A 24,949-nucleotide genomic window follows, 5' to 3' on the forward strand; every position below is an offset into this window, starting at 1 on the left:
GGCCGCGCCCCCGGCGCCGCCCACCGCCTTGCCGCCCGGCCCGCCCCGGCAGGAGCAGCGCAAATCCAGCCCGAGGGCCGAACCCAGGCCGGCGCCGAAGCCAGCCCCGCGCCCCGTGCCGCGGCAAGCGTACGCGGAAGTGGCCACGCCGCAGGCGCCCGTGGACACGGCCGCAGCACGGCAACAAAGCACCGAACCCGCACACCCGTCCGCCGACGCGGCCGAGGCGGGCGAGAACGCCCAGGCCGATGCGGCCCTGAGCACCGCCCCGCCCAGCGTCCAGGCCCCGTCCGCCAGCCGCTACGCCGCCAGCCAGCCGTCGTCGGGCGCGGCCAGCCAGGCGGCGGCCACCTGGGAGGCGCAACTGCTCGGCCACCTGGAACGGTTCAAGCGCTACCCGCGTGCGGCGCAGCGGCGGCGCCTGGAGGGCGTCGTGCTGGTGCGCTTCGCCGTGGACCGGCAGGGCCGGGTGCTCCGCGTCGGCATCGCGCGCGCCAGCGGCCACGCGCCGCTCGACGACGAGGCCGTGGCCACGGTGCACCGCGCCGCCCCGCTGCCGCCCCCGCCGGCGGACATCCCCGGCGATCCGGTGGAGGTGACGACGCCGGTGGATTTCTTCCTGCGCGGGCGCTAGCACCCGCCGGGCAGGCCCGGTTCAGGACGGCCGGTAGGCGCGGCTTCAGCCGCGATAGGGTTCAGATGGCGCTTCCACGGCCGTGTTCGCGGCTGAAGCCGCGCCTGCAAGGGGGGCGTGTCGACGGACGGGCAGGATGCGTTCCCGGCGCGCTCCGGTTCGGGCAATAAACCAATGTTTGGCAATGATTATTCCGTGAAACAGGGCGTGGCCTCGCTGGGCATTTGCACCGCGACAGCGTAAAATCGCCCGCCTTTCCCTGTCAGGAAGCGCGGAGCGCGCCCATGCTTTATCCCACTCGTTTCGACGTCATCGTGGTCGGTGGCGGCCATGCCGGCACCGAGGCCGCACTGGCCGCGGCGCGCATGGGGGTGCGCACGCTGCTGCTGACGCACAACATCGAAACCCTGGGCGCGATGAGCTGCAACCCGTCCATCGGCGGCATCGGCAAGGGCCATCTGGTCAAGGAGGTGGACGCGCTCGGCGGCGCGATGGCCGCGGCCACCGACGAGGGCGGCATCCAGTTCCGCATCCTCAACGCCTCTAAGGGCCCGGCGGTGCGTGCCACGCGCGCGCAGGCCGACCGCGTGCTGTACAAGGCGGCGATCCGCAGGCGCCTGGAGAACCAGCCCAATCTGTGGCTTTTCCAGCAGGCGGTGGATGACCTGACCGTGGCCGGCGACCGCGTCACCGGCGTGGTGACGCAGATCGGCCTGCGCTTCGAGGCGCAGGCGGTGGTGCTGACCGCGGGCACTTTCCTCAACGGCCTGGTACACGTGGGCATGCAGAATTACGCGGCCGGCCGCGCCGGCGATCCGCCGGCGGCCTCGCTCGGCGCGCGGCTGAAGGAACTGAAGCTGCCCCAGGGCCGGCTGAAGACCGGCACGCCGCCGCGCCTGGACGCGCGCACGATCGACTTTTCGGTGATGACGGTGCAGCCGGGCGACGATCCGGTGCCGGTGTTCAGCTTCCTCGGCCGCGCCGAGCAGCATCCGGCGCAGCTGCCGTGCTGGATGACGCAGACCAACGCGCGCACCCATGACGTGATCCGCGCCAACCTCGACCGCTCGCCGATGTATTCCGGCGTGATCGAGGGCGTGGGGCCGCGCTACTGTCCGTCCATCGAGGACAAGATCCACCGCTTCGCCGACAAGGACAGCCACAACATCTTCCTGGAACCGGAAGGGCTGAGCACGCACGAGATCTACCCCAACGGAATTTCCACTTCGCTGCCGTTCGACGTGCAGCTGGAGATCGTGCATTCCATCCGCGGCCTGGAGAACGCCCACATCCTGCGCCCCGGCTACGCCATCGAATACGACTACTTCGACCCGCGCAACCTCAAGGCCAGCATGGAGACCAAGTCGATTTCCGGCCTGTTCTTCGCCGGCCAGATCAACGGCACCACCGGTTACGAGGAAGCCGCCGCGCAGGGCCTGCTGGCCGGCGCCAACGCCGCGCTGCAGGCGCAGGGCCGCGAAGCCTGGTGCCCGCGCCGCGACGAGGCCTACCTGGGCGTGCTGGTGGACGACCTGATCACGCGCGGGGTGTCGGAGCCCTACCGCATGTTCACTTCGCGCGCCGAATACCGCCTGAGCCTGCGCGAGGACAATGCCGATCTGCGCCTGACCGAGAAAGGGCGCGAACTGGGCCTGGTCGACGATGCGCGCTGGGCAGCCTTCTGCCGCAAGCGCGAGGCCATCGAGCGCGGCAGCGCGCAGTTGAAGGCGGCATGGGCACGGCCCGATGCGATTCCGGAGGCGGATCAGGCGCGCGTGCTGGGCAAGGCGCTGGAGCGCGAGCAGCGCTACTTCGAACTGCTGCGCCGGCCGGAAACCACCTACGCCACCCTGATGAGCCTGCCGGGTGCGCCGGAGCAGGGCGAGAGCGATGCGCGCGTGATCGAGCAGATCGAGATCGCGGCCAAGTACCAGGGCTACATCGACCGCCAGCAGGAGGAGGTGGCCAAGCAGGCGCAGGCCGAGGCCACCCGCCTGCCGGAGGAGCTGGACTATGCCCAGGTGCGCGGCTTGTCGAAGGAGGTGCAGCAGAAGTTGAATCTGCACAAGCCCGAGACGGTCGGCCAGGCGGGCCGCATCCAGGGTGTGACGCCGGCGGCGATTTCACTGCTGCTGGTGTGGCTCAAGCGCCGCGACCTGGCGGCGCGGAGGCCGGCGGCATGAGCGGGCGCCGGCCTCCGCATGCCGCGCAACTGGCCGAAGGCATCGCCGCGCTCGACCTGGCGCTGCCGGGCGAGACGGTCGAACGCCTGCTGGCCTTCGGCGAGCTGCTGCTGAAGTGGAACAAGGTCTACAACCTGACCGCGATCCGCAATCCGCAGGAGCTGGTCACCCACCACCTGCTCGATTCGCTGTCGGTGCTGCCGCACCTGTCGGCAGTCACCCGCCTGGCCGACATCGGCTCGGGCGGCGGCCTGCCCGGCGTGGTGCTGGCGATCGTGCATCCGGGGCTGCTCGTCACCTCGATCGAGACCGTGGGCAAGAAGGCGAGCTTCCAGCAGCAGGCCAAGATCGAACTCGGACTGGGCAATTTCGCTGTGTTCAACAAGCGCGTGGAGCAGGTGAAGGCGGCCGACCTGCCCGGCGGTGCGGCCGATGGCGTCATTTCCCGAGCGTTTTCCAGCCTGGCGGATTTCGTGACCCTGTCCGGCCATCTCGCTGCGGACGGCGGTGCGTTGTATGCGATGAAAGGCGTCGATCCCGCCGGCGAGCTTGCCGCGCTGCCCGCGGGCTGGTCCGTCACCGAGACGCGGGCGCTGACCGTGCCGGGCCTGGATGCCGAGCGCCATTTGCTCGTCATCCGCCGTGCCTGAGGCGCCGAAGGAAAACGGCCGATCGGGCGCAGTCCGGCTGACGCGCCGCAACATTGAAGTACACTGCGGGTTCCGCGCCGTGCGCGCAGCCCCTGCAAATGGAATAGCCTGATTCGACCATGGCCAAGATATTCTGCGTTGCCAACCAGAAAGGCGGGGTGGGCAAGACCACCACCTGCGTCAACCTTGCCGCCGCGCTGCAACTGGCCGGACAGCGTACGCTGCTGATCGATCTCGATCCGCAGGGCAATGCGACGATGGGCAGCGGCATCGACAAGCGCAATCTGAAGAGCTCGATCTATCAGTTGCTGGTCGGCCTCGTGGATCTGGCGGGCGTGCGCGTCACTTCGCCGACCGGTGGCTACGACGTGCTGCCCGCCAACCGCGACCTCGCGGGGGCCGAGGTCGAGCTCGTCGATCTCGAGCAGCGCGAGAAGCGGCTGCGCAATGCGCTCGCGCCGTTCGATGCCGATTACGATTTCGTGCTCATCGACTGCCCGCCTTCTTTGTCGATGCTGACGCTCAACGGGCTGTGCTGCGCCAACGGCGTGATCATCCCCATGCAGTGCGAGTATTACGCGCTGGAAGGGCTGTCCGATCTGGTGAACACCATCAAGAAGGTGCACGCCAACCTCAACCGCGACCTCAAGATCATCGGCCTGCTGCGCGTCATGTTCGATCCGCGCGTGACGCTGCAGCAGCAGGTTTCCGCCCAGTTGGAAGGGCACTTCGGCGACAAGGTGTTCCGCGCCATCGTGCCGCGCAACGTGCGTCTGGCTGAGGCGCCCAGCCACGGCATGCCGGGCGTGGTCTTCGACAGGGCGGCCAAGGGGGCGCAAGCCTACATGGCTTTTGCGCACGAGATGATCGAACGAGCCAGGACCTTCTGAATCCCGACACGACCATGAACAAACCCAGACTCAAGGGCCTCGGCCGCGGACTCGATGCGCTGCTGGCGGCCAACCACGAAGATGAAGGCGAGAAGGGCGAATTGCAGACCTTGCCCGTGATCGCTTTGCAGCCGGGCAAGTACCAGCCGCGGACGCGCATGGATCCGGGTTCGCTGGAAGAGCTGGCCGCCTCGATCAAGGCGCAGGGCATCATGCAGCCGATCATGGTGCGTCCGGTGGGCGAGGATGCCTACGAGATCATCGCTGGCGAGCGCCGCTGGCGCGCCTCGCAGATCGCCGGCCTGGCCGAGGTGCCCTGTCTGGTGCGCGACATCCCGGACGAGGCGGCGCTGGCGATGTCGCTGATCGAGAACATCCAGCGCGAGGATCTGAATCCGCTCGAGGAGGCCAGCGGCATCCAGCGCCTGATCGACGAGTTCGAGATGACCCACCAGCAGGCTGCGGATGCGGTCGGCCGTTCGCGGCCGGCGGCGTCGAACCTGCTGCGCCTGCTCAATCTTGCCAGGCCGGTGCAGGAACTGCTGATGGCGGGCGACATCGACATGGGGCACGCGCGCGCCCTGTTGCCGCTGGATGGCGCCAGCCAGATCCAGCTGGCCAATCAGGTCGCGGCCCGGCAACTGTCGGTGCGCGACACCGAGCGGCTGGTGCAGCAAGTCCTGAACCCCAGGCAGAAGAAGCCCGCAGCCCAGCCCGATCGCGACTTGCTGCGGCTGGAGGAAGAGGTCGCGGATGCGATCGGCGCTGTGGTGAAGATCCGGGCCAACAAGAAAGGGGCCGGCGAGGTCACGATCCGCTTCGGCAGCTTGGATCAGCTCGACGGCCTGCTCGGACGCTTGCGCTGACCAGGGCGCAAAAGCAAGGCCCCAAGCTCCACCGCCGCGCGGTCGCCGCCCCCGAGGGGGCTTTCTCGTCTTGGGGCGGCCCGGCGACAAAAAAGCCGGGCAAGCCGGTTCATGTGAACCAGCCTGCCCGGCTTTTTGCCGGGTGGCGGCAGACGGCGATCAGCACAGCTTGCGGCGGCCTGCGAGCAATCCGGCCAGTCCCAGGCCCAGCAGGGCGAGCGTGCCGGGTTCGGGAACCGGATTCGGGTCGACCGGGGTGAGGTCGGTCGTGAACCACGTCTTCTTGTAGGCGACGACCTGGTTCAGCCCGGGTTCGTTCGAGCCCTCCAGCACCACGGCATTGCCGGCACCGTCACCGAAGCCCACGGCGGCCGTGGTGCTGGTGTTGGTGCTTTCCCACGGCATCGCGAGCCAGTAGAAGCCGATCGCGCCCTCGCCGTCGGGAATGGCGTAGTCGTCGCCGCGAATGACCATCTGGAAGGTGTTCAGCTTGTCCCCGTGTGCGTTGTAGTAACCGACATTCAGCCACGTGAGGATCGTCTGGTTGGCGTCCTGGCGAATGTGGAGCACGTCGCTGCTCGTGTCGCGGGTATCGACGTCGCCGAACCAGGCCGAGATGGTGGGGATGCTGGCGCCGATCGGCCCGGAGGGGATGTAGGCGGAATTACCCTGGGTGAAGCTGATGTTGCCGTTGTTGTTGGCGTAGAAGCTGGTATAGCTGGCGCCGAAGAACGAGAAGGTGTAGTCCAGATTGACCAGTGCGAAGCCGTCGTCGTTGCGGCCGCTCGGGTTGCCGATGCCCGGGGAGCTGCCGCCGCCCGTCATGACGGCCACGTTGCCGATGCCGCCGCCGATGAGGTCCGTGTACAGCTGGGACGTCGGCAGCAGGGAGGATTGGGAGAAGGTGGTCAAGGCTGCCTGCGCGCTGCCGGCAGAAGCCAGGAGTGCCACGGCAGCGGTGACGAGCCACTTCGATCGGGTAACGGGGGTATTCATCACTGGTCGTGCCTCATTCATGGAAGTGTTCATGCGTGAGGCATCAAAGCATGAGCCGTGCCAATTGTTTTTATTACATTAAAAACATATGCTTACTTTCTGTGATGGAGGTTGGGGGCGAGGGTGTCTGTCAAATTTTTCGACACTGCTGCGTGCCGCGGCCGGCGGAGGTCTGGCTCGAGCCCGGTGCATGCGCTGCGCTGATGCCGCGCGCTTCGTCGATCCAGCCGAGCGGCACGAGCGCGGCGGCGAACAGCGCGATGCAGAACAGCACCGCACCCTGCAGGCCGAAGGCGAGCTGTAGCAGGCCGACGCCGAAGATGCCGAAAATCGCGGCCAGTTTGCTGAACAAACCCCAGTAGCCGAACAGCTCCGCGGCGCGCGCCTCCGGCGCGAACATGCCGACCAGGGCGCGGCCGACGGACTGGCTGGAGCCCAGGCTGAGGCCCGACAGCAGTCCGGCGAGGAGGAAGACGTCTTCGGTGGCCAGCGCAAGGCCGAAGCCGCGGTTGAGCAGCCCCGTCAGCTCGGCGACGAAGTAGATCGCGAGGATCGCGACGATCCACAGCAGCAGTGTCGACGCATAGATCAGGCGCCCGCCGAAGCGCGATTGCAGGGCGCCGAACAGCAGCGATCCGGCCAGCGCAGTCACCTGCACGACGATGAACATCAGGGTGCGCGTCGATTCGCTCCATCCGATCACCTGCGCGCCATAAATGAAGGAAAAGGCGACGATCACGTAGACGCCGGCCATCGCGAACAGGATCGAGGCGAAAAGACGGCTCAGATCGGGGTAGGACGGCACCATGCGCAAGGTTGCGACCAGGCGCCGGTAGCCGATGCGCAGGAGCGGAGTGCCCGGCTTGGGTATCTCGCCGGTGCGCGGTTCCCGGACCCACAGGAAAGTCGGAATTGCGGCCAGCAGGAAGAACGCCGCGGCGAAGGGGCCGACCCAGCGCAGGCGCTCGAAGTTCTCGGGGCTCGCCTCGCCGAGGAAGAGTAGGGCGAAGCCGGCGGCGACCAAGCCGCCCGCGTAGCCCAGTGCCCAGCCCAGTCCCGAGATGCGGCCGAGTTCATCGGTATCGCCCAGAAAGGGCAGGAAGCTGGCGATGAAGGATTCGCCTATCGAATAAGCCGCATTCGATACCAGGATCAATATGAAGCCGAGCAGGATGGCGCCGGGTTCGACGAAGTAGAGCATGGCCGTGCTGGCGACCGTGAGCGCGTAGCTCGCAAACAGCATGCGCTTGCGCGTGTGCGTGGCGTCCATGATCGCACCGAGCAGCGGCGCCGCCAGCACCACGACCGCATAGCTCAGGCACAGGGCCGAGCTCCACAGCAGATTGCCGAGGCGGTAGTCGGGCGCGTCGCCGACGATGATGCGTGTATACACGTCGCCGAAGATCACGGTAATGATCAGCAGCGTGTAGGCCTGGTTGGCGAAATCGAACATGCTCCAGCCGAGGATTTCGCGGCGCGTGGCCTTGCGGGTCTTGATCATGTGAGCGGCTGCAGAAGGCTGGGGATGGGGCGGACGAAGGCCGCGCGGGCCTCGTGAAGGGTGCGGGAACAGTCGTATGAAACCTGCGATTTCTATAAGATATACGACATCGCGGAGCGCGTTTGTTGCAATGCAACTGAAGTTTGACTTTGTTGTGGATAACCCCTAGTATTCGCGGGATTTTTGGGCGGTCGCCGGCCATAGGCAACATGGCGGGCGCGACAACCGATGCTAAAAGCCGTTCTACTGCAGTTGGGCGCAACGATCCTCGCGGTGGCTCTGTCCGCCGCATTGTTCGGGGTGCGGGGTGCGATCTCTGCGGCAGGTGGCGGGTTGGCGTGCGTGTTGCCGAGCTGGATGTTCGCCGTGCGCCTTGCTGCGATTTCGCGCAAGGCCGGTACGGCTAGCGTGGCTGCTTTCGTCGTGGGCGAACTGGTCAAGGTCGCCTCGATCGTGGGATTGTTGGTGCTGGTGTGGGCCCTTTATCCGCAGCTCCATTGGGGTGCGATGCTGATCGGGCTGATTCTGGCGCTTAAGGCGAATTTATTTGCATTTTTGGTGAAGACCTGACATGGCTGGAAACGCTCCCACCGCATCCGAGTACGTAATTCACCACCTCGGACATTTCAACAACACCGGACATCCGCAAGAGAACATCGTCAATTGGGGGATCATCAACCTCGATTCGATGTTCTTTTCGATCGCGATCGGCCTTCTGACCGTATTTCTTCTTTGGCTGGCTGCCCGCAAGGCGACCTCGGGTGTGCCCGGACGCTTCCAGGGCATCGTCGAGCTGCTGGTCGAAATGGTGGCCGACCAGGCCAAGGGCATCGTGCATAGCGCCGAGTCGCGCAAGTTCGTCGCCCCGCTCGCGCTGACCGTCTTCGTCTGGATCTTCCTGATGAACGCGATGGACTTGCTGCCGGTCGATCTGATCCCCATGATCTGGACCGGCGTCTACTCCGCGGCGGGCGGTGATCCGGCGCATGCCTACATGCGCGTCGTGGCGACTGCCGACCTGTCGGCTGCGCTGGGCCTGTCGATCGGCGTGCTGCTGCTCTGCCTGTACTACAACGTCAAGATCAAGGGTGTGTCGGGCTGGGTGCACGAGCTCTTCACCGCGCCGTTCGGCAGCCATCCCCTGCTGTACCCGGTGAACTTCGCGATGCAGATCATCGAGTTCCTCGCCAAGACCGTGTCCCACGGCATGCGGCTGTTCGGCAACATGTATGCTGGCGAACTCGTCTTCATCCTGATCGCGCTGCTGGGCGGCACCGCCACCGCGTTCGGCTTCGTCGGCCATGTGGTTGCCGGTACCATCTGGGCAATCTTCCACATCCTGATCATCACGCTCCAGGCCTTCATCTTCATGATGCTGACCCTGGTGTATGTCGGTCAGGCGCACGAAAGCCACTAAGTTTCAGCTTCATCTTCAACGCAGTACCTGGTTTTTAAACTCACCTTCCCCACTAAGGAGTCGTCATGGAAAACGTTCTGGGTTTTGTTGCTCTGGCTGCTGGTCTGATCATCGGTCTGGGTGCTATCGGCGCCTGCATCGGCATCGGCATCATGGGTTCCAAGTACCTCGAAGCCTCGGCCCGTCAGCCCGAACTGATGAACGCGCTGCAAACCAAGATGTTCCTGCTGGCCGGTCTGATCGACGCCGCATTCCTGATCGGTGTCGGTATCGCCATGATGTTCGCCTTCGCCAACCCGTTCCAGCTCTGATCGGTTCGAGTTCATCCTTTTTTGAACCAACCTGAGGGCCAAGAACCGTGAATTTGAACGCAACCCTGATAGCCCAGCTCGTTGTGTTCTTCATTCTGGCGTGGTTCACGATGAAATTCGTGTGGCCGCCCATCGTGAAGGCACTGGATGAGCGTGCGAAGAAAATCGCCGACGGGCTGGCAGCTGCGGACAAGGCCAAGGCCGATCTGGCACTCGCCGAGAAGAAGGTCGTCGAGGAACTGCGCAAGGCCCGCGAATCCGCGGGTGATGTGCGTACCTCCGCTGAAAAGCAGGCGAGCCAGCTTGTCGACGAAGCCCGCGCCGAAGCCACCCGCATCATTGCGGCCGCCCGTGAAGCCGCCGAGGCGGAAGCCGGTGTCGCATCCCAGCGCGCCAAGGAAGCGCTGCGCGACCAGGTCGCGAATCTGGCTGTTGCCGGCGCGGAGAAGATCCTGCGCCGTGAAATCAACGCCCAGGTGCACAGCGAACTGCTTGCCAACCTGAAACAGGAACTGCAATAAGTCATGGCCGAGAACGTCACCATCGCGCGCCCCTATGCGGATGCCGCCTTCGAGCTGGCTCGCGGGGCAGGTGCGCTGGGGCCTTGGTCGGAAGCACTGGATCGGCTCGCCGCCCTGGCGGCCGATTCCACCATGCGGGCCTGCATCTCCGATCCCAAGCTTACCGCCGGCCAGCTCGTGCAGCTGGTGCTGGATGTGGCCGGGACCCTGTCCGCAGAACAGCAGAATTTCGTCCGCATCCTCGTGGACAACGAACGTCTGCAGGTGCTTCCCGAGATCCGTGACCTGTTCGTTGCACTGAAGAACGAACACGAAGGCGTCCTGGAGGCGGAAATCGCCTCTGCCTTCCCCCTCGACGATGCAAGCTTGGCGTCCCTCAAGTCCGACCTCGAAGCCCGCTTCAAGGCGAAACTGAACGTCCAGGTCCATATCGATCCCGCCCTCATTGGCGGGGTCCGCATCGCCGTCGGCGACGAAGTCATCGACGCCTCGGTCCGCGGCAAGCTCGCGAACATGGCCGCTGCGCTAAAGAACTAGGAGCATAAAAGCTATGCAACTCAACCCCTCTGAAATCAGTGACCTGATTAAGAGCCGGATCCAGAACCTGCAGCTCGCCGCCACGTCGCGTAACGAGGGCACGGTGGTCTCCGTCACCGACGGCATCTGCCGCGTCCACGGCCTGACCGACGTGATGCAGGGCGAAATGCTGGAATTCCCCGGCAACACCTACGGCATGGCGCTCAACCTCGAGCGCGATTCCGTCGGCGCTGTCGTGCTCGGCGAATACGAGCACATCACCGAAGGCGATACCGTCAAGGCCACCGGCCGCATCCTCGAAGTGCCGGTCGGTCCCGAACTGGTGGGCCGCGTCGTGAACGCGCTGGGCCAGCCGATCGACGGCAAGGGTCCGATCAACGCCAAGCTGACCGACAAGATCGAGAAGGTCGCGCCGGGCGTGATCGCGCGTAAGTCGGTTTCGCAGCCGGTGCAGACCGGCCTGAAGTCGGTCGACTCCATGGTGCCGATCGGCCGTGGCCAGCGCGAGCTGATCATCGGCGACCGCCAGACCGGCAAGACCGCCGTGGCCGTCGATGCGATCATCAACCAGAAAGGCCAGGACATGTTCTGCGTCTACGTGGCGATCGGTCAGAAGGCCTCGACCGTTGCCAACGTGGTGCGCAAGCTCGAAGAGAACGGCGCGCTGGAATACACCATCGTCGTTGCCGCGACCGCGTCCGAATCCGCCGCCATGCAGTACCTGTCGGCCTACGCCGGCTGCACCATGGGCGAATACTTCCGCGACCGCGGGCAAGACGCGCTGATCGTCTATGACGATCTGACCAAGCAGGCCTGGGCCTACCGTCAGGTTTCCCTGCTGCTGCGTCGTCCGCCGGGCCGCGAAGCCTATCCGGGCGACGTGTTCTACCTGCACTCCCGCCTGCTCGAGCGTGCTGCGCGCGTCAACGAAGACTACGTCGAGAAGTTCACCAACGGCGAAATCAAGGGCAAGACCGGTTCGCTGACCGCACTGCCGGTGATCGAGACTCAGGCCGGCGACGTGTCCGCATTCGTTCCGACCAACGTCATCTCGATTACCGACGGCCAGATCTTCCTCGAGACCGACCTCTTCAACGCCGGCATCCGTCCCGCGATCAACGCCGGTATCTCGGTGTCCCGCGTCGGTGGCGCCGCGCAGACCAAGGTCGTCAAGAAGCTGTCCGGCGGTATCCGTACCGACTTGGCGCAGTACCGAGAACTCGCCGCGTTCGCCCAGTTCGCCTCCGATCTGGACGATGCGACCCGCAAGCAGCTCGAGCGCGGCCGCCGCGTGACCGAACTGATGAAGCAGGCGCAGTACTCGCCGATGTCGATCGCCGACATGGCCATCGTGCTGTACGCGGTGAACAACGGCTACTTCGACGACGTCGACGTGAGCCGCGTGCTGGCTTTCGAAGCCGCGCTGCTGCAGTTCGTCAAGACCAAGCAGGCCGACCTGATCTCCTCGATCCTGAGCAAGAAGGAACTGGACGCCGACGGCGAAAAGACCCTGGCTGCCGCGATCGCCGAGTTCAAGAAGAGCTGGGCTTAAGGCCGGCGAGGGAGACGGAATATGGCTAGCGGTAAGGAAATCCGTACCAAGATCAAGAGCGTGCAAAACACGCGCAAGATCACGAAGGCCATGGAGATGGTGGCCGCGTCCAAGATGCGCAAGGCGCAGGACCGGATGCGTGCTGCCCGTCCCTTTGCCGAGAAGATCCGCCGACTCGCCGCGAACCTGTCCCAGGCCAATGTGACCGACTACAAGCACCCGTTCCTGGTCCGCAGCGACCAGGTCAAGCGGGTGGGGCTGATCCTGGTGACCACCGACAAGGGTTTGTGCGGTGGCCTCAACACCAACGTCCAGCGCGTCGCACTCAATGCGATGAAGGACTGGGAGTCCTCGGGCGTGACCGAGATCCGTGCCTGCGCCATCGGCAACAAGGGTCTGGGCTTCATGCAGCGCATGGGCGCCAAGGTGGTGTCGAACGTCACCCAATTGGGTGACACGCCGCACCTGGAGAAGCTGATCGGTCCGGTCAAGGTCATGCTCGACGCGTTCCAGAAGGACGAGCTCGATGCGGTTTACCTGGCCTATACCCGCTTCGTGAACACCATGAAGCAGGAACCGGTGCTCGAGCAATTGCTGCCGCTCACCGGCGACAAGCTGGGTACGCCGGACAGTTCGTGGGATTACCTCTACGAGCCGGATTCGCAGGTCGTCATCGACGAGTTGCTGGTCCGCTACGTCGAGGCGCTGGTCTACCAGGCCGTGGCCGAGAACATGGCATCCGAGCAGAGCGCGCGCATGGTGGCAATGAAGGCCGCCTCCGACAATGCCAAGAACGTGATTGGCGAACTGCAGCTGGTCTACAACAAGACCCGCCAGGCCGCGATCACGAAGGAGCTGTCGGAGATCGTCGGCGGTGCCGCCGCGGTGTAACGGATTATTGATTTAAGGATATGACGATGAGTCAAGGTACGATCGTTCAGTGCATCGGCGCGGTGGTGGACATCCAGTTCCCGCGCGATTCGATGCCCAAGGTGTATGACGCCCTGAAGCTCGAGGACGCTGCCGACTCCTTCGCCGAAGCTGGCCTGACCTTCGAGGTCCAGCAGCAGCTCGGCGACGGCGTGGTGCGGACCATCGCGCTGGGTTCTTCCGACGGCCTGCGCCGTGGCATGAAGGTTTCCGGTACCGGCAAGCCGATCTCGGTTCCGGTCGGCCATGGTACGCTGGGTCGCATCATGGACGTGCTGGGTCGTCCGATCGACGAAGCCGGCCCGATCGAGACCGACGAACTGCGCGCCATTCACCAGAAGGCGCCGAAGTTCGACGAGCTGTCCCCGTCCGTGGAACTGCTCGAAACCGGCATCAAGGTTATCGACCTGATCTGCCCGTTCGCCAAGGGCGGCAAGGTGGGTCTGTTCGGTGGCGCCGGCGTCGGCAAGACCGTGAACATGATGGAGTTGATCAACAACATCGCCAAGCAGCACTCGGGTTTGTCGGTGTTCGCTGGTGTGGGCGAGCGTACCCGCGAGGGCAACGACTTCTACCACGAGATGAAGGACTCCAACGTTCTTGACAAGGTCGCGATGGTGTTCGGTCAGATGAACGAGCCCCCGGGCAACCGTCTGCGTGTGGCGCTGACCGGCCTGACCATGGCCGAGCGCTTCCGTGACGAAGGCCGCGACATCCTGTTCTTCGTGGATAACATCTACCGCTACACTCTGGCCGGTACCGAAGTGTCCGCGCTGCTGGGCCGGATGCCGTCCGCGGTGGGCTACCAGCCGACGCTGGCGGAAGAAATGGGCCGCCTGCAAGAGCGCATCACCTCCACCAAGGTCGGCTCGATCACCTCGATCCAGGCCGTGTATGTGCCAGCGGATGACTTGACCGACCCGTCGCCCGCCACCACCTTCCTGCACTTGGACTCGACCGTCGTGCTGTCGCGTGACATCGCCGCGCTGGGTATCTACCCCGCCGTCGATCCGCTCGACTCCACCTCGCGCCAGCTCGATCCGCTGGTCGTCGGCGAAGAGCACTACGGCGTGGCCCGGCAGGTCCAGCAGACGCTGCAGAAGTACAAGGAACTGCGCGACATCATCGCGATTCTGGGTATGGACGAGCTGTCGCCGGAAGACAAGCTTTCCGTGGCCCGTGCCCGTAAGATCCAGCGCTTCCTGTCGCAGCCTTTCCACGTCGCGGAAGTGTTTACCGGTTCGCCGGGCAAGTACGTCTCGCTGAAGGACACGATCAAGGGCTTCAAGATGATCGTCAGCGGTGAACTGGACAGCCTGCCGGAACAGGCCTTCTACATGGTCGGCAACATCGACGAGGCCATCGAGAAGGCGAAGAAGCTGCAGTAATTCGTCCGCCCGCACGGCATTTCGATGCCGTGCGGATTTGAAAAGGAAACACTATGGCTATGACGGTTCATGTCGACATCGTCAGCGCGGAAGAGCAGATTTTCTCCGGGCTGGCCGAATTCGTCGCGCTGCCTGGAGAGGCGGGTGAACTCGGCATTCTGCCCGGCCACATGCCGCTGATGACCCGGATCAAACCGGGTGCGGTGCGGGTCAAGGTTCCGAATCAGGCGGAAGAAGAGCTTGTTTTCGTTGCCGGTGGTTTGCTCGAGGTTCAGCCGGGTCTGGTGACGGTTCTCGCCGACACCGCGATCCGGGGCAAGGATCTGGACGAGGCGAAGGCGCTGGAAGCCAAGAAGAAGGCCGAAGAAGCGATGGCCAACCAGACCGCGCGTCTGGACTATGCCAAGGCTCAGGCCGAACTCATGGAAGCAGTGGCGCAGCTCGCTGCGATCGAGCGCCTGCGCAAGCGCGGCCACTGATCGCTGCTTCATTCCCTCGAAAGATCGAGGCGAAGCAAAAAAGCGGCTCTTCGGAGCTGCTTTTTTTTGGCCGTGCCCGGGAGCGGATGCGGCCGCATCGAAGACGATGAGACAGGCGCAGCCAGTACTCTCTCTGACTCAGGCGTGCTTCTCGAGCCGCGAAACACGTTTTTCAAGCCGGCCGAGCGCATCGCGCAAGGCGACGATGTCCTCGGCCATGGCGGGCAGTGCGCTGCGCGGGACGAGCAAGGGCGCTTCCTCGGTCAGATACTCCGCCAGGCTGCCACCTGCGCGCTCGAGGGAACGCCGCCCTTCGACGAGGAGCTGTTTTCCACCTTCGACCATGCGATGCGCGGCGATGTCGCCGACGAGCCGCGAGAGGTCCTCTTCCGCGTCCCAGCGCAGGTGGCGAAAGACGAAGCCCAGCGCATCGGCGAACTCGGCATTGCCTTCGATGCGCACGTGCCGCATCGCCGTTTCCAGACCGTCGACCAGGAGCTTGGAGGCGTCGCCCGCCGCAAGCCGCAACAGTACCTCGGGCTCGCCGTCGCCTGACCACTGAGCCAGATGACCGTCGGCGGAAACTGAGAAGTCGAGTTCCACGAGGGGCGGGATGGCCAGTCTCGCGGTCCGTCCGGCGTGTGGCTGCAGGCGCGTGCGCGCCCATCCGGACTGAGACAGAAGATGGTTGGTGGCGGAAAGAAATACGCTGGGCAGCATGATGTCCGGAGGCGGGGCGGGTAGGAAAAGGCGGGCGAAAGCAAAACGGGGAGGCCTTGTGGCCTCCCCGCCCGTTCTACGACCTCAGTCGATCTGCTGAATGCCGGCGATGAGCCAGCCGCCCTGGCCGTTGAGCGGCTTGGTCAGGTGCCAGATCTCGTCGAACGCAGCAGGTGCGGCATCTTCTGCTTCGCGCAGCAGGCCGTTGAAACGGACGCTGACGATGTAGCGTTCGCCTTCTTCTGCAACATCGACGACGTCGGCATTGAGTTCGACGACATCGGTGCGCTGGACGGCGGCGCCGCGCTCGTTGAGCTGCATGCAGATTTCGGCAAAGACTTCCGGCGTGGTGAATTCACGCAGATCGTCGAGGTTGCCGGCATCGTTCGCGGCCTGCAGGCGGATGAAGTTCAGCTTGGCCTGGCGTGCGAAGCCCTGCACGTCGAAACCTTCGGCAACCGCCTTGTCCAGGCCGGAGGCGGCAATCGCGCCCGATGCAGGCGCAGCGGCGGCCGGCGCGGGGCGCAGAGCTGCTGCGCCACCGGAGGCCGCGCCGGCGCCGGCGTACTGAAGGTTCTGGCTCTGCCGGGTGTTCCCGCCGCGGCGGAACAGCAGGCGGAAGATGAAGAAGGCTGCGGCAGCGAGCAGCAGGATCATCATGAACGAGGCCATTTCCTCGCCCAGGCCGAGATGGGAGAACAGGGCCGCGAGACCCAGGCCGGCGGCGAGGCCGGCGATCGGCCCCATCCACGAGCGCTTAGGCGCTGCGGCCGCGCCGGCTCCTGCGGGCGGGGTCTGGGTGGCTGCGGGCTGGCGCGGCGCTTGCTGCGGCGTTGCATTGCGCTTCATGCCGAAGCTGCTGCCACCGCCAAGACGCTTGGCCTCGGCTTCGGGGGCGCCAAAGCCGAAGGACAGGATGGCGACGATCAGGGTGAGGATCAGATTCTTCATCGTGGGTGAGTCTCCAGGTTCAAAGCTTGTAGCCGCGGTGCAAGGCAACCACGCCCGCACTGAGGTTGAAGTAATCGACACGCGAAAGCCCGGCTTGTTCCATCATGGTCTTCAGTTCTTCCTGGCCCGGGTGCATGCGGATGGATTCGGCGAGGTAGCGGTAGCTTTCGGCATCGTTAGCGACTTTTTCGCCCATCCAGGGTAGCAGCTTGAACGAATACAGGTCGTAGAGCGGCGACAGCGGTTTCCAGACGCGCGAGAACTCCAGTACCAGCAGGCGGCCGCCAGGGCGCAGGACGCGCCGCATCTCGGCCAGCGCGACGTCCTTGTGGGTCATGTTGCGCAGGCCGAAGGCGACGGTCACGCAGTCGAACCAGTCGTCCGGGAAAGGCAGTTTCTCGGCATTGCACTGTGCGCTCGGCATGGTGAAGCCGTGGTCCACCATGCGATCGCGGCCGCGCGACAACATGGCGTGGTTGATGTCGGTCAGCCAGACCTGCCCCCTGTTGCCCACCTTGCATGCGAAGGCCAGCGACAGGTCCGCCGTGCCGCCGGCCACGTCGAGCACGCGATCGCCCTCGCGCACGCCGGATACCTGGATCGTGAAGTGCTTCCACAGGCGGTGGAGGCCGAACGACATCAGGTCGTTCATCACGTCGTACTTCTGTGCGACCGAGGAGAATACCTCGGCCACTTTCCTTTCCTTGGCTTCCTCGGCAACCGTCTGGAAGCCGAAGTGCGTCGTCTTGTCGCTCATGATCGTCTCAGTGATGGTGTCCGCAGCCGCCCTTCGGCGCCGGCGGCGGAGCCTTGGCCGGGTCGCGGCTGCCGCCGGCCTGTGCGAGGCGGGCGAGGTAATCCTGCCACAGCGCGTCCTGCTGCCGGCCGAGCATGTGGAGATAGTCCCAGGAGTACAGGCCGCTGTCGTGGCCGTCGGAGAAAACCGGGCGGATCGCATAGTTGCCGACCGGTTGCAGATCGACGACATCGACGTCGCGCTTGCCCTGCTGCAGCGTTTCCTGCCCCGGGCCGTGCCCCCGGACCTCGGCCGACGGAGAATGCACGCGCAGGAACTCGAAGGGCAGGGTGAAGCGGCTGCCGTCGTCAAAAGCGATTTCGAGCCGTTTCGACTGGCTGTGCAATGTGATTTCAGTGGGAAGCGGGGTGTTCCGATCCAGTCCGGCCATGGCCAAAGCCTCGCATTCGGGGGTCACAATGATACCCGAACGTTTCCCCTCGATCCCGCGCAGTGGCCTTCGTCGTGTTGCAGGTCCATGACGTGTCATCAAAACGTCAAACACCTGCAATAGACTGCGTCTGCCAATGGGAGTCAATAGCATGCCAGCGAACATCTTGCTCGTGGAAGACGAACCGGCGATCCAGGAACTGATCGCCGCCAACCTCAATCGCGCCGGCCATCACGTGGTTCGGGCCGCGGATGCCGAGTCGGCCCAGCGCATCGTGCGCGAAGCGCTGCCCGACCTGATCCTGCTCGACTGGATGCTGCCAGGGGCGTCGGGCATCGAATTTGCCCGCCGCCTGCGGGCCGACGAGCGCACGCGTGCCATTCCGATCATCATGCTCACCGCCCGGGGCGAGGAGCAGGACAAGGTCACGGGCCTCGAGACCGGTGCCGACGATTACATCACCAAGCCCTTCAGCCCGCGAGAGCTGGTCGCGCGCATCAAGGCGGTGCTGCGGCGGCGGGCGCCGCAGGCAACCGAGGATGCGGTGGAGCTGGGCGGGCTGCGGCTCGACCCGAGCACGCACCGCGTGACCGCGAGCGACAAGGCCCTGACCCTGGGGCCGACCGAGTTCCGCCTGCTGCATTTCCTGATGACGCATCCGGAGCGTGTGCATTCGCGCGCTCAGTTGCTCGACCAGGTGTGGGGCGACCACGTCTTCGTCGAGGAGCGGACCGTGGACGTGCATATCCGCCGCCTGCGTTCCGTGCTCGAACCGGGCGGGTACGATGCGCTGATCCAGACGGTTCGCGGCAGCGGCTACCGCTTCTCCACCCAGGCTCCGCAGCCGCCGGCCACGAGATAATCGGCCTTTGCCCAGGCATGGAGCGCCTGTGATCCATCGTCCTCTCCGCTATATCGCCACCGGCGTCGGTGTGCCGGTTGCCGCCGTGCTCGTGCTGGCCCTGCTTGCCGGCTACTATCGCGGCGCGGATGCTGCGCTCGCGCTGGTCGTGCTGGGGCTGCTCGCCATTGCCATCCTGCTCGTGCGCCACGTGCGTCTGCTGGTGGAGTGGGCGCGCCAGCCCGTCGGCACCATGCCGCCACAAGTCGAAGGCCTGTGGGGGAGCGTGTTTTGCGAACTGGAAGACCGCTTCCAGCGAGAACTCGCGGTGCGCGACAAGTTGTCCGTGGAACTGGGGCGCTTCCAGCAGGCCGCACAGGCGATGCCCGACGGTCTGCTCTATCTGGCCGACGATGGCGGCATCGAGTGGCTCAACGTGATGGCCGAGCAGCATTTCAGCCTCGATCGCCGCCGTGACCTGCGTGCGCCGATCACCAACCTCGTCCGCCAGCCCGATTTCGCCGTCTACCTTCAGGCGGGCCGCTATGCCGAGCCGCTCGTCATGCATTCGCCGCGCCGGCGCGAACGGACGCTGCAGGTGCAGATCATCCGTTTCGCCGGTAGCCGGCGCATGGTGCTGTCGCGCGACATCTCGAAGCTCCAGCGCCTCGAGAACATGCGCCGGGATTTCGTCGCCAACGTGTCGCACGAGATGCGCACGCCGCTGACCGTGGTCGGGGGCTTCCTGGAGACCCTGACCGAGAGCCTGGATGATTTCAGCCGTGAGGATGTGCTGCGCTTCCTGAGCCTGGCGAGCGAGCAGTCGAGCCGCATGCAGCATCTGATCGAGGACTTGCTGGCCCTGTCGGCGCTGGAGACCGGCGCGCCGGCGGCGCTCGAGGAGGCGGTGGATGCGCAGGAGCTGATGCATGCCGTGCATCGTGAGACCGAGCTGCTTTCGGCCGGCCGCCATACCGTCAGCCTGAAACTGGAAGGCGATGGCACCTTGAGGGGAAGTCCCAAGGAGCTGCACAGCGCGTTTTCCAATCTTGCCAGCAATGCGGTCCGCTACACGCCGGAAGGCGGGCATATCGAGCTCGGCTGGCGCCAGGATGCCGAAGGCGGCGAATACTGGGTGAAGGATGACGGCATCGGCATCGAGCCTGAACACATTCCGCGCCTGACCGAGCGCTTCTACCGCGTAGACCGTGGCCGGTCGCGGGAAACGGGAGGGACGGGCCTCGGCCTGGCGATCGTCAAGCATGTCCTGACGCGTCACCAGGCGGAGCTTCACGTCACGAGCGAGTCAGGCAAGGGCAGCCGTTTTGCGATGCGCTTCCCGCTGAGCCGCATCAGCCAAGAGGCCTAGCCGGGCGTATTGCCGGCAGCGCAGGGCTCCACGGCCTCGAAGGCGCACAGGTCGTAGTTTGTGCCGCGCCGGACCAGGCGGCGGAGGCGGATCTGGCGGGTCGTGTCCTGCTGATGGACATCCACCAGTTGGCCTGCGGCATACCACTGCGACGGCAGGATGATGCTGGCGGGGATCTTCAGCGCGTTTGACTCCGGCAGCAGGAAGCCCTGCTGGTAGGGCGCGCGTCCGTCCTTTGGTCCGGCCTGACGTACCGAAACCATGCCCGGCATGCCGGGCAGCACCTCGACACCGGCCTCGAGCGTACCGTCCTCGCGGTACATCAGCCAGCTCAGGTCGCCGAGCAGGAAGCGGTCGCCGTCCGGTGGGTGGATGCCCACGAGCTGATGGTGGGCGACGCGTTCTCCCTGGACATGGCGCTGGATTCGGAAACCGGCGACCGACTGGTCCAGGACTTCCCACTGTTCGTAGTCCAGGCCGAGGCGTTCTGCGTCGCGCTGGTGGCGCGCATGCGTGTGCTGCGGCGTATCGACTTCCGGCGCGCGAGCGCCGAGAGTCAGCAGTGAAATATCCTCGCGCAGGCGATGCAGCGGGTTCTCTCCACGCGGTTGGCGAAACACCACGCCCTCGATGGCGAAGCCGATGGTCAGCCAGTCGGCGGTGAGTGCCAGCCTGCCTTCGGTGCGGCGGCGGGGAAAGCGCCGTCCGGCGGTGCCGCGGCCCCAGGGGCGATACAGCGAAAGCAGCAGGCGTGCGCTGGCGTCGGTTGGGCAATCCTCGCCGAGTCCGAGCGAGGCCGGTTTGGCCCCGCGCTTGAATTGTGCGAGCACGGCCTGGATCTGGGTGGCGAGCGTGCTGCCATCGAAACGCAGCCGCGCCGGCGTCCGCGGCATCAGGCCGAGCGGGCGAAGGCCGACATCGCCGTGGAGGTCGACGCCGTAATCCGCGGGTCTGGCGTCTTCGTCCGCCTCGCTCAGGCTGCAGTAGGGCGCAAAACGTTGCGCCCAGCGTATGACCCAGTTCAGCTCGCGCTCGCTGCGGCCATAAGGGTTAGCGAGGTCCGTCAGCAGGATCGAGACGTAGGCTTCCAGCGCGCTTTGCGCATGCCATATCTCGTTGAGCGGATCGGAAACGCGTACCCGGTGCACGCCCATCCGGACCGCATCCGCATGGCTGGAATGGATTTCCGTCCAGCCGCCGGCCGGCACTTCGCGCCGGGCGCGGAAATACTCGAACAGCGCCAGGCCGGCGTAGTGCGTGCGGCGCTGGGCCAGCAGGGCGCGCTGGTCGTCCAGCGTGCCGGCCGTCGCGTCGAGCCTTGCGATCTGGGCATACGAGCGGGACAAGTTGCGCCACAGCCTGACCACCTGCTGCAGCGACGCGTTCTCTTCGCTGTCCGGCGGCAGGGGCAGGCTGGTGTAGCGGCGTGCGATTCCATCCTGGCTACAGGCGATGACTTCCCGCGCGGCCTCGAGGACTTCGAGATGCTGGTTGGGGGCGGGGGCCGCGTGCAGCAGGGCCTCGATCATGTCCGCCAGCATGGCATGCGTGCGCGGGATGTCCGTCGGATGCAGTTTCTGGAGCAGGTCGAGGCAGGCGGCCGGGTTGGAAAGGTCCATGACGGGGCGTCTCGGGAGAGGGACGGAAGCGGGTCAGTATCCGGTGGCGAGGGCGCTGTCGATGGCGCGCGCCAGGGCGACGGAGTCGGCCCCGGGGTGGATGACACCCTGCCGTTGCGCCTGGCCCCATACGGATTCGGGAAAGTGGCGATCGTCGCGATAGCGCGGGATCACGTGCCAGTGGAGGTGCGGCACCATGTTGCCGAAGCTCGCGAGGTTGATCTTGTCGGGGTGCAGCAGCGCGCGCAGCGCGCCCTCGGTGGCCAGCACCACATCGAGCAGGTGGCGCCGGTCGGCGGGAAGCAGGTCGCTCATCTCGGCGACGTGCTCGTTCCAGATCACACGGCAGAAGCCGGGATGGGCCTCGTCGTCGACGCGAATGACGCGGCAGCGGCCGTCTTCCCAGACGACGTGCTCGGCGGATGCAAGGCACAGCGGACAATCCATGGTCAATCCTCGACGACTTCGATCCCGAAGGGTGTGGAGACTCTACCCGTTCCGCGCGCGTGGGACGAGGAACTCCTACGCGTCGCTCATGTTGCGCCGCGGGTAATCCTGCGCGACCGTCCGCGTTTTGGCCATGGCCACCGGCTCGCCGTCGTGGAACGCGAACAGGTTGCCGGGCGGAATCTGCGTCCATGCCTCGTTGTCGGTCAGCGGCGTGGTGGCGATCACGGCGACCCGGTCGCGCGGTGTCGTGACCTGGTTGAAGTCGACGGTGACGTCCTCGTCCGCCAGGTGCGCCACCGGAAAGGGCGCCTTGCGCACGATGTAGCACAGCCGCGACGAGCAGTGCGCGAACAGGCGGTCGCCGTCCGACAGCAGGAAGTTGAATTCGCCGAGGCCGCCGATCTCGAGCGCCAGCTCGCGCAGCGCGGCGTGCAGCTCGGCGGTGTCGTGCGTCCCTCGCGGAAAGCGCTGCGCCAGGCGGTCGAGGATGCAGCAGAAGGCAAGCTCGGAGTCGGTCGTGCCGACTGGCTGGAAGCGTCCCGACAAGGCGGGCGCAAAACCCTTGAGATTGCCGTTGTGGGCAAAGATCCAGTAGCGCCCCCACAGTTCGCGCTGGAAAGGGTGGGTGTTCTCGAGCCCGACGTCGCCCTGCGTCGCCTTGCGGATATGGGCGATGACGTTCAGCGAATGGATCGGGTAGTGCCTGACCAGTTCGGCGACCGGCGAGTCCGCGCTCGGGTTGGGGTCGAGAAAGGCGCGCACGCCCGCGCCCTCGAAGAACGCGATGCCCCAGCCGTCCCGGTGGTGGTCGGTGAGGCCGCCGCGGGCGCGAAAGCCGGCGAAGGAGAAACAGATATCGGTCGGCACATTGCAGTTCATGCCGAGCAACTGGCACATCGGAGTCTCCGCGAGTCGGTACGGGATACCGGAGTATACCGAAGCAGGCGCGGCATATCGCTGGCGCGCGGGTGTTCGGGGTGCGGCGGGCGGGGCGCCGTCCGGCACCCCGGGGGAGTCAGGCGCCGAGCTTCTTCTTCAGCAACGCGTTGACTTGGGCCGGGCTGGCCTTGCCCTTGCTGGCCTTCATCACCTGGCCGACTAGCGCATTGAAGGCCTTGTCCTTGCCGGCGCGGAATTCGTCCACCGACTTCTGGTTGGCGGCCAGCACCTCGTCGATCATCCCTTCGATCGCGCCGCTGTCGGTGACCTGCTTCAGGCCCTGCTTGTCGATGACCTCGTCGGCATTTCTGGCTTCGCCGTTCCACAGCGCCTCGAACACCTTCTTGCCGATGGCGTTGGAGATCGTGTTGTCGCCGATGCGCGCCACCAGGCCGGCGAGCTGGGCGGCGGACACCGGCGATGCGCTGATGTCGAGCTCGGCCTTGTTCAGGCGTGCGGCGAGGTCGCCCATGACCCAGTTGGCGCAAGGTTTGGCGAGCGCCGCGCCGGCCGCCGACACCGCGGCCTGGTAGAAGTCGGCGACTTCCTTCGACGCGGTCAGCGTGGTGGCGTCGTAGGCGGACAGGCCCCATTCGTCCATGAAGCGCGCCTTCATCGCACCCGGCAGCTCAGGCATTCCCGCCTGCACGCGCGCCTTCCATTCGGGTGCGATGATCAGCGGCAGCAGGTCGGGGTCGGGGAAGTAGCGGTAGTCGTGGGCGTCTTCCTTGCTGCGCATCATGCGCGTCTCGCCCGTGTCGGGATCGAACAGCACGGTGGCCTGCTCGATCCTGCCGCTATCTTCCAGCGTGCCGATCTGCCACTGGACTTCATAGTCGATGGCTTGCTGCAGGAAGCGGAAGGAGTTCAGGTTCTTGATTTCGCGCCGGGTGCCGAGCGGTTCGCCCTGCCTGCGCACCGAGACGTTGGCGTCGCAGCGGAAGGAACCCTCCTGCATGTTGCCGTCGCAGATGTCGATCCAGCGCACCAGCGCATGCAGCGCGCGGGCGTAGGCCACGGCTTCGGCGGACGAACGCATGTCGGGTTCGGAAACGATCTCGAGCAGCGGCGTGCCGGCGCGGTTGAGGTCGATGCCGGTCATGCCGTGGAAGTCTTCATGCAGGCTCTTGCCCGCGTCTTCTTCCAGGTGGGCGCGGGTCAGGCGCACGGTCTTCTCGTACGCCTGCTCGCCTTCGCCGACCCGGATCGTGATCGCGCCGCCCTGCACCACCGGCAGGTCCATCTGGCTGATCTGGTAGCCTTTCGGCAGGTCGGGGTAGAAGTAGTTCTTGCGTGCGAACACGCTCTTGTCGGCGACGTGGGCGCCGATCGCCAGGCCGAAGCGGATCGCGCGTTCGACCGCGCCGCGGTTCAGCACCGGCAGCACCCCCGGCAGCGCGATGTCCACCGCGCTCGCCTGCACGTTGGGCTCGGCGCCGAAGGCGGTGCTGGCGCCGGAAAAGATCTTGCTGGCGGTGTTGAGCTGGGAATGCACTTCCAGCCCGATCACGACTTCCCAATCCATTCTGCTCATGGTCGTTTCTCTTGTTGCGATTCGCGGCGAAGGCTCAGTGGCACTTGCCGCTGGACCGGTCGATGATGATCGGCCATACGTAGTCGAAGGTGCCGCGGCTGCAGCGGCGCGCGCAATCGGAGAAGCCCACCGTCACTTTCTGGCCTTGCTCCCAGATGTTGACCGTGCAGCCGTCCTTGGCGCGCAGTTCCACGCTGGGCATGCGGCGTGTCTGGGTGAAGGGACCGTCGAAGCGGCAACTGCCGCGGCGCGGAACGTCCACCGTGGCGCTGAAGCGTTTCACGTCCGACTGGCTGATGTCGAGCAGAGCCGTTGCCACGTAGCCGGTTTCATCCCGAAAGCGGCAGTCGGCCTGCACGTCGAGCGGGCGGACCGGCATCGGCTTCAGGCGGCCGGGGCGCTCGCTCGGGCGCTCGGCATCTGCCGGCGCGGCGGGCCAGGGCGGCGCGGCGGGCCAGGGCGGCGTGGCGCAGGACGCGAGCAG

Annotated in this window: 27 protein-coding genes; 16 read left to right on the forward strand and 11 right to left on the reverse strand. The window is 65.6% G+C overall.

The features are described from left to right. From C666_RS13720 to C666_RS13740, 5 genes are all read left to right on the forward strand, one after another. On the forward strand, positions 1 to 634 hold a 634-nt coding region (locus C666_RS13720; RefSeq protein WP_004340921.1), incomplete at its 5' end, for an energy transducer TonB. Between the two features lie 284 nt (positions 635 to 918). Then, positions 919 to 2,817 (forward strand): tRNA uridine-5-carboxymethylaminomethyl(34) synthesis enzyme MnmG, encoded by a 1,899-nt coding sequence (gene mnmG / locus C666_RS13725; RefSeq protein ID WP_004340923.1) that lies wholly within the window; start codon positions 919 to 921, stop codon positions 2,815 to 2,817. Next, positions 2,814 to 3,467 carry a 16S rRNA (guanine(527)-N(7))-methyltransferase RsmG gene (gene rsmG, locus C666_RS13730; RefSeq protein ID WP_004340925.1) on the forward strand — a complete coding sequence of 218 codons (654 nt, stop codon included), beginning with the start codon at positions 2,814 to 2,816 and terminating at the stop codon, positions 3,465 to 3,467. The genes mnmG and rsmG overlap by 4 nt, the downstream gene beginning before the upstream one ends. A gap of 119 nt (positions 3,468 to 3,586) precedes the next feature. Then, positions 3,587 to 4,357, forward strand: a complete 771-nt coding sequence (locus C666_RS13735) for a ParA family protein (RefSeq protein ID WP_004340932.1) — start codon at positions 3,587 to 3,589, stop codon at positions 4,355 to 4,357. A gap of 14 nt (positions 4,358 to 4,371) precedes the next feature. Next, positions 4,372 to 5,223 carry a ParB/RepB/Spo0J family partition protein gene (locus C666_RS13740; protein WP_004340934.1) on the forward strand — a complete coding sequence of 284 codons (852 nt, stop codon included), beginning with the start codon at positions 4,372 to 4,374 and terminating at the stop codon, positions 5,221 to 5,223. Between the two features lie 159 nt (positions 5,224 to 5,382). On the opposite strand, the gene C666_RS13745 is transcribed toward C666_RS13740, so the two are convergent. Together C666_RS13745 and C666_RS13750 are read right to left on the reverse strand one after the other, a co-directional pair. Then, entirely contained in the window at positions 5,383 to 6,219 is an 837-nt protein-coding gene (locus C666_RS13745; protein WP_004340935.1) for a nidogen-like domain-containing protein, read from the reverse strand. Positions 6,220 to 6,349: 130 nt separating this feature from the next. After that, the gene (locus tag C666_RS13750; RefSeq protein WP_004340938.1) at positions 6,350 to 7,720 is read right to left on the reverse strand and encodes an MFS transporter; all 1,371 of its coding nucleotides are present in this window, start codon (positions 7,718 to 7,720) and stop codon (positions 6,350 to 6,352) included. 228 nt (positions 7,721 to 7,948) lie between these two features. Here C666_RS13750 and C666_RS13755 point away from each other — a divergent pair, with 228 nt between their 5' ends. From C666_RS13755 to C666_RS13795, 9 genes are all read left to right on the forward strand, one after another. Next, a complete protein-coding gene (locus C666_RS13755; RefSeq protein WP_004340940.1) occupies positions 7,949 to 8,290 on the forward strand; it encodes an ATP synthase subunit I in 342 nt (113 codons plus the stop codon). Between the two features lies 1 nt (position 8,291). Next, a complete protein-coding gene (gene atpB, locus C666_RS13760; protein WP_004340942.1) occupies positions 8,292 to 9,137 on the forward strand; it encodes a F0F1 ATP synthase subunit A in 846 nt (281 codons plus the stop codon). Positions 9,138 to 9,202: 65 nt separating this feature from the next. After that, complete coding sequence (atpE, locus tag C666_RS13765) at positions 9,203 to 9,448, forward strand: F0F1 ATP synthase subunit C (protein ID WP_002925444.1); 246 nt, start codon at positions 9,203 to 9,205, stop codon at positions 9,446 to 9,448. A gap of 47 nt (positions 9,449 to 9,495) precedes the next feature. After that, a complete protein-coding gene (locus tag C666_RS13770; protein ID WP_004340945.1) occupies positions 9,496 to 9,969 on the forward strand; it encodes a F0F1 ATP synthase subunit B in 474 nt (157 codons plus the stop codon). A gap of 3 nt (positions 9,970 to 9,972) precedes the next feature. Further along, a complete protein-coding gene (locus C666_RS13775; protein ID WP_004340948.1) occupies positions 9,973 to 10,506 on the forward strand; it encodes a F0F1 ATP synthase subunit delta in 534 nt (177 codons plus the stop codon). A gap of 13 nt (positions 10,507 to 10,519) precedes the next feature. After that, on the forward strand, positions 10,520 to 12,058 hold the full coding sequence (atpA, locus tag C666_RS13780) for a F0F1 ATP synthase subunit alpha (protein WP_004340950.1): 1,539 nt from the start codon (positions 10,520 to 10,522) through the stop codon (positions 12,056 to 12,058). Positions 12,059 to 12,079: 21 nt separating this feature from the next. Continuing rightward, positions 12,080 to 12,949, forward strand: a complete 870-nt coding sequence (gene atpG, locus C666_RS13785) for a F0F1 ATP synthase subunit gamma (RefSeq protein ID WP_004340952.1) — start codon at positions 12,080 to 12,082, stop codon at positions 12,947 to 12,949. Positions 12,950 to 12,975: 26 nt separating this feature from the next. After that, positions 12,976 to 14,376 carry a F0F1 ATP synthase subunit beta gene (gene atpD / locus C666_RS13790; protein WP_004340954.1) on the forward strand — a complete coding sequence of 467 codons (1,401 nt, stop codon included), beginning with the start codon at positions 12,976 to 12,978 and terminating at the stop codon, positions 14,374 to 14,376. A gap of 53 nt (positions 14,377 to 14,429) precedes the next feature. Then, positions 14,430 to 14,855, forward strand: a complete 426-nt coding sequence (locus C666_RS13795) for a F0F1 ATP synthase subunit epsilon (RefSeq protein ID WP_004261883.1) — start codon at positions 14,430 to 14,432, stop codon at positions 14,853 to 14,855. A gap of 138 nt (positions 14,856 to 14,993) precedes the next feature. On the opposite strand, the gene C666_RS13800 is transcribed toward C666_RS13795, so the two are convergent. The 4 genes from C666_RS13800 to C666_RS13815 form a co-directional block, all read right to left on the reverse strand. Beyond that, a complete protein-coding gene (locus C666_RS13800; RefSeq protein WP_004340956.1) occupies positions 14,994 to 15,575 on the reverse strand; it encodes a ubiquinone biosynthesis accessory factor UbiJ in 582 nt (193 codons plus the stop codon). 84 nt (positions 15,576 to 15,659) lie between these two features. Beyond that, a complete protein-coding gene (locus tag C666_RS13805; protein ID WP_004340958.1) occupies positions 15,660 to 16,526 on the reverse strand; it encodes a Tim44 domain-containing protein in 867 nt (288 codons plus the stop codon). A gap of 19 nt (positions 16,527 to 16,545) precedes the next feature. Further along, positions 16,546 to 17,283, reverse strand: a complete 738-nt coding sequence (ubiE, locus tag C666_RS13810) for a bifunctional demethylmenaquinone methyltransferase/2-methoxy-6-polyprenyl-1,4-benzoquinol methylase UbiE (RefSeq protein ID WP_004340959.1) — start codon at positions 17,281 to 17,283, stop codon at positions 16,546 to 16,548. A 7-nt stretch (positions 17,284 to 17,290) separates the two neighbouring features. Beyond that, positions 17,291 to 17,713, reverse strand: a complete 423-nt coding sequence (locus C666_RS13815; RefSeq protein ID WP_004340961.1) for a gamma-butyrobetaine hydroxylase family protein — start codon at positions 17,711 to 17,713, stop codon at positions 17,291 to 17,293. Positions 17,714 to 17,864: 151 nt separating this feature from the next. Between C666_RS13815 and phoB the strand changes: the two genes are divergently transcribed. Both phoB and phoR read left to right on the forward strand, forming a co-directional pair. Beyond that, positions 17,865 to 18,575: a phosphate regulon transcriptional regulator PhoB gene (phoB, locus tag C666_RS13820; protein WP_004340963.1), complete on the forward strand. Its 711-nt coding sequence runs from the start codon at positions 17,865 to 17,867 to the stop codon at positions 18,573 to 18,575. Positions 18,576 to 18,603: 28 nt separating this feature from the next. Then, a complete protein-coding gene (gene phoR, locus C666_RS13825; RefSeq protein ID WP_004340967.1) occupies positions 18,604 to 19,923 on the forward strand; it encodes a phosphate regulon sensor histidine kinase PhoR in 1,320 nt (439 codons plus the stop codon). On the opposite strand, the gene C666_RS13830 is transcribed toward phoR, so the two are convergent. From C666_RS13830 to C666_RS13850, 5 genes are all read right to left on the reverse strand, one after another. Further along, complete coding sequence (locus C666_RS13830; protein ID WP_004340970.1) at positions 19,920 to 21,542, reverse strand: cyclic-di-GMP receptor FimW-related protein; 1,623 nt, start codon at positions 21,540 to 21,542, stop codon at positions 19,920 to 19,922. The genes phoR and C666_RS13830 overlap by 4 nt on opposite strands. 33 nt (positions 21,543 to 21,575) lie before the next feature. Next, entirely contained in the window at positions 21,576 to 21,989 is a 414-nt protein-coding gene (locus C666_RS13835; RefSeq protein WP_004340972.1) for an HIT family protein, read from the reverse strand. A gap of 75 nt (positions 21,990 to 22,064) precedes the next feature. Then, the gene (locus tag C666_RS13840) at positions 22,065 to 22,889 is read right to left on the reverse strand and encodes a class II glutamine amidotransferase (protein ID WP_004340975.1); all 825 of its coding nucleotides are present in this window, start codon (positions 22,887 to 22,889) and stop codon (positions 22,065 to 22,067) included. A 118-nt stretch (positions 22,890 to 23,007) separates the two neighbouring features. Next, complete coding sequence (gene gatB, locus C666_RS13845) at positions 23,008 to 24,465, reverse strand: Asp-tRNA(Asn)/Glu-tRNA(Gln) amidotransferase subunit GatB (RefSeq protein WP_028792368.1); 1,458 nt, start codon at positions 24,463 to 24,465, stop codon at positions 23,008 to 23,010. A 34-nt stretch (positions 24,466 to 24,499) separates the two neighbouring features. Beyond that, a partial coding sequence (locus C666_RS13850; protein WP_157280503.1) for a hypothetical protein occupies positions 24,500 to 24,949 on the reverse strand: 450 nt, incomplete at its 5' end.

Source organism: Thauera linaloolentis 47Lol = DSM 12138 (assembly GCF_000310205.1).
GTDB classification, from domain to species: domain Bacteria; phylum Pseudomonadota; class Gammaproteobacteria; order Burkholderiales; family Rhodocyclaceae; genus Thauera; species Thauera linaloolentis.